The sequence below is a fragment of the Oleiagrimonas sp. genome (assembly GCF_027858935.1).
Classification (GTDB): domain Bacteria; phylum Pseudomonadota; class Gammaproteobacteria; order Xanthomonadales; family Rhodanobacteraceae; genus Oleiagrimonas.
Window position 1 is genome coordinate 1 of record NZ_JAQIBU010000214.1, and the last position, 3,917, is coordinate 3,917.

At 62.3% G+C, this 3,917-nt stretch carries 4 protein-coding genes and 1 pseudogene; 2 read left to right on the forward strand and 3 right to left on the reverse strand.

Annotated features, from left to right (window positions below; translation table 11 throughout):
* The 3 genes and pseudogenes from PF446_RS08025 to PF446_RS08035 form a co-directional block, all read right to left on the reverse strand.
* Window positions 1–215 (reverse strand): annotated as a pseudogene (locus PF446_RS08025) (EamA family transporter); the annotation flags it as partial.
* 75 nt (window positions 216–290) lie between these two features.
* Window positions 291–1,253, reverse strand: coding sequence for a thioredoxin family protein (locus tag PF446_RS08030; protein WP_298070888.1), 963 nt, complete (start codon window positions 1,251–1,253; stop codon window positions 291–293).
* 69 nt (window positions 1,254–1,322) lie between these two features.
* Window positions 1,323–2,264: a peptidylprolyl isomerase gene (locus PF446_RS08035; protein WP_298070890.1), complete on the reverse strand. Its 942-nt coding sequence runs from the start codon at window positions 2,262–2,264 to the stop codon at window positions 1,323–1,325.
* Window positions 2,265–2,779: 515 nt separating this feature from the next.
* Here PF446_RS08035 and PF446_RS08040 point away from each other — a divergent pair.
* Window positions 2,780–3,145 carry a PadR family transcriptional regulator gene (locus tag PF446_RS08040; RefSeq protein ID WP_298070892.1) on the forward strand — a complete coding sequence of 122 codons (366 nt, stop codon included), beginning with the start codon at window positions 2,780–2,782 and terminating at the stop codon, window positions 3,143–3,145.
* The coding region (locus PF446_RS08045; RefSeq protein ID WP_298070894.1) for a sensor domain-containing protein at window positions 3,142–3,917 on the forward strand (776 nt) is incomplete at its 3' end. The genes PF446_RS08040 and PF446_RS08045, both read left to right, overlap by 4 nt.

The window sequence follows — 3,917 nt, forward strand, 5'->3', positions numbered from 1 at the left end:
CCGGCGTAAGCCAGCATCAGTCGCCCGGACATTTCGCGCAGGCCACGCCAGACCCGGGGAAAGAACAGCAGAGCCACGGCTACCGCCAGCATGCGCCACCACACCAGCGGCAGGGCCGGGAGGGTGATCAGTTTTCCGAGGATGGCGGTGAAGCCCCATAGCAGAACACAGAAGTGAATCTGCAGTTGGGCCTTGCTGGTCGGTGTGAGTGCCACGGACGTTCAATATCGGAAGGGCCGCCAAGCATGCAGCAAAACACAGAGCGCGTGAAGCCGCTGCTGCACCCGGACTCAGCCGAAGGTGAAGGTGTACGCCCGCAAGCCGGCCTTCGGAATCTCGATGGTGACCACATGATCGCGGTAGTCGTTGCTGTTGAACAGCGTGTAGAGCTTGCTCCCGTGCACCGTGACCGCGGGCTGTGGCTTGCCGTCGACCGTGATCTTCAGCGTGACGGGTGTTTTGCTTGAGGCGACCATGTGAAGCTTTCCGGCTTTGAAATGCAGCCGGATTTGTCCCGAACCCTCGGTCAGTCTGGCGTATTCGCCGGCCAGCTTCCAGTGTCCCTGCAGCGCGTATTGGTTCAGGGCCAGTCGGGCTGGTGCCTTGTACAGGTGCGTGAACATCAACGGCGGTATCGGGTTGGCCATGTTGCGCACCCGGTTGCTGCCCAGGTACATCTCCGGCGAGCCGATTTGAGAAAGGTTTGCTGCAGCAACATCTTCATGCGCGATCGGCGACAGACCGAGAAGCTTGCGGATCGCGTTCTCGGTTTCCATGTAATGACCTTCGCCGAAATGCTGCATGACCACCTTGCCGCGCTTGTCGACCAGGTACTCCGCCGGCCAATACTGATTGTTCCAGGCGTTCCAGGTATCCATGTCGTTGTCCATGGCCACCGGCCAGCCAATGGCGTATTTCTTCACTGCGGCCTCGACATTGGCGGGCTTCTTTTCGAAGTCGAATTCGGGCGAATGCACGCCCACGATGACCAGTCCCTTGTCCTTGTACTTGGCCCACCATGATTTGAGGTGAGGCAGCGTACGCAGGCAGTTGATGCACGAGTAGGTCCAGAAGTCGATCAGCACCACCTTGCCGTGCAGTTTCTTCATGCTCAGCGGTGGCGAGTTGATCCAATGGCTGATACCGACGAAGTCCGGCGCCATCGTCGGTGACTGCGCTCGGACTGCGGGCAGCGCGGCCGTGATGGTCAGGCAGGCGGTGAAGATCAGGGCGAACGGAGTACGGAAGCGCATGATCGATCCTCGGGTTGCAGGGCGGACACACAGGCCGGCTCAAGCACCGCCTGTCTTATACGATACGCATTATCTGTCTGAACTGGATGTTGCGGCTTTCGGTTTCAGGCGCACGGGTGGCGCCACTGCGCACAGGTCGATATGGCCGGGGCTGTACCGATAGAAAGCATTGTGTTTGTGGGCCGATGCGTGCAGCAGGCGACGAAAGCTGGCGCTGTCGGTGCGCATGATCTGAAGCGGCAGGCGCTGGTCGGCAGGCAGATCGCTGGCCAGGCGCATTTTCAGGATCGGCGTGGCCCTGCCCAAGTCACGGTATACGCCCATGTGGTCCTTGGGTCCGCGCGGCAGGGAGGACAGCAGCGGCATGCCGCGCACCACCCGCCCGGCCACCGCCAGGTTGCGGTCGATGCGGCGCGCATTGCCGATCACCGCGTACAGGGTGTTGCCGTTGCCGCTGTCCGGCGCCACGTCGCGCGCTACGCCAACGGTGCCGTAGCAGTGGGCGATCCACGCAGTATGCGTGGACGGGTCACGGCCCACGGGGAAGTCACCGGAAAAGCCGACCTCCGGGGCGTACACGTCCGGACTGCCCAGCGGCACGAAAGGCAGAGGTCCGTGCACGTGGCGCACGAATTCCGGCGGCAACGTCGTTTTCGCCGAGCCCATCGGCTTGGCCTTGGCCGGATCATCGCCATCCGGATCGCCCCACTGCGCCACGAAGTTGTCGACCACGCGGTACACCGAGGTGTGGTCGAAATAGTGCTCGTGCACCAGTGTCTTGATGTTCGCCACGTGCCTGGGCGACCACTGCGGCGCCAGCTCGATCACCACCCGCCCGGACGGCAGGTCCATGTACAGCGTGTTCGCCGGGTCCAGGGTGTGCCACTCGGAGGGCCTGGAGTGCTTGATGATCTGTTCCTGGGTGGGGCTGTCGTGCGTGGTGGCCATGGCGGCAAATGCGACCAGGGACAGGCAGAGCAGGGCGAAGGACGGCAAACGAAGATTGCGCATGGGGGGCCAACATCAAGGAGGATGAAAACGGCAAGTCGAACAGGACGACGCAGCAGCGCTCCAATGTAATACCCCGGTGACTTCTGTGCAGCTCTCTTGGCGCACCCCATCAACGTCTGCCGGGGTTCACCTTGTGCCTGCTACGCGGCCGGCGTGTGGGGTCGGCCTTGCCGGGCACGGGCTGCCACCATTTGATACGTCCGTGCTGGGATTGCTTGATCGGCATTACAGGCGGATTGTTCGCGCGTTTCATGGGGCCTCGCCGCGCGTCGTTTTGGTCTTCGGGATCCTTTCAGGCCTTCCCTGCCCGAGGGATCTCCCCTCGGTCTGCAGCAAACGGGTGCTGCAGGCTGACTTGTCGAGTATGGGGATCGCAATGTTTTCCGCGCCACTGGATATCCACAAGCTTCCGGTATAGCTCCGGTTTCTTGCTTTTCCCGAGCATGACTTTCGGACGATTTACTAGTATTAAGTTAGGTATACTATTCAATTGTGTATATAACGAAGACCGCAGTATGAGCGATGCGCGTACCCACTTGCTGAAGAAGTTCGAGAAGGAGCTGGCCTCCGGCACGGTTTCGCTTGTCCTGCTGGCGGTGCTGGCGCAGGCCGGGGAACCGCTGTACGGATACCTCATCGCCAAGCGACTGGAGGACAGCCGCGGCGTGCTCGCCGGCAAGCAGAGCACGCTGTATCCGGTACTGCGCAACCTCGATGCCGCGGGTTTGCTGGAAAGCCGCGTGGAGCCTTCGGTCAGTGGTCCGCCGCGGCGCTACTACCAGATCACCGATGTCGGTCGCGAAGTGCTCGACGCCTGGAGCGCGACCTGGCGGGATACCCGCGATTCAGTCGATTCCGTCCTTGGAGGAACCCCTCAATGAATGCCCCGATGCCGCGAACCATCACCGAATACCTCAAGCAACTGCGCGCCGCGCTCGTGGGCGCGGACCCGGCACTGATCCAGGATGCGCTGTATGACGCCGAGGAGCACCTGCGCGCGGAACTGGCTGAACGCGGTGACGGCGACGAAGCGGCGATGCTGGAAGCCGTGGTCGGCAGTTACGGCGATCCGCAGGAGGTCGCCGAGATCTATCGCGACCAGGAAGTCACCGTGCAGCGTGCGATGCGCACGCCCAAGGCACCGACGCGTGGCAGCGCACTGGGCCGCTTTTTCGGCGTCGCCGTCGATCCGCACACCTACGGCGCGTTGTTCTACATGCTGCTGGCGCTGGCCACGGGCATCTTCTACTTCACATGGGCCACCACCGGTATCGGCCTTTCGCTGGGATTCTCGATCCTGATCATCGGCTTGCCGTTCCTGGTCCTGTTCGTGGGAACGCTGCGCGTGCTTGCACTGCTGGAGGGGCGCATCGTCGAGACCATGCTCGGCGTACGCATGCCGCGGAGGCCGGCTTATGCCGATCGCAGCCAGCCGTGGCTCAAGCGTATCGGCGGCATGTTCACCGATGCGCGTACCTGGTCGACGCTGCTGTACATGTTGCTGATGCTGCCGTTGGGCATTGCCTACTTCATCATCGTGGTGACCGGTATCGCCACGTCACTCTCGCTGGCAGTGGCGCCGTGGGTTGCGCTGTTCCTGCCGCAAGCACAAATGAGCAATGTCTACGTGGACGGCCATGTCTGGCCGCCGCA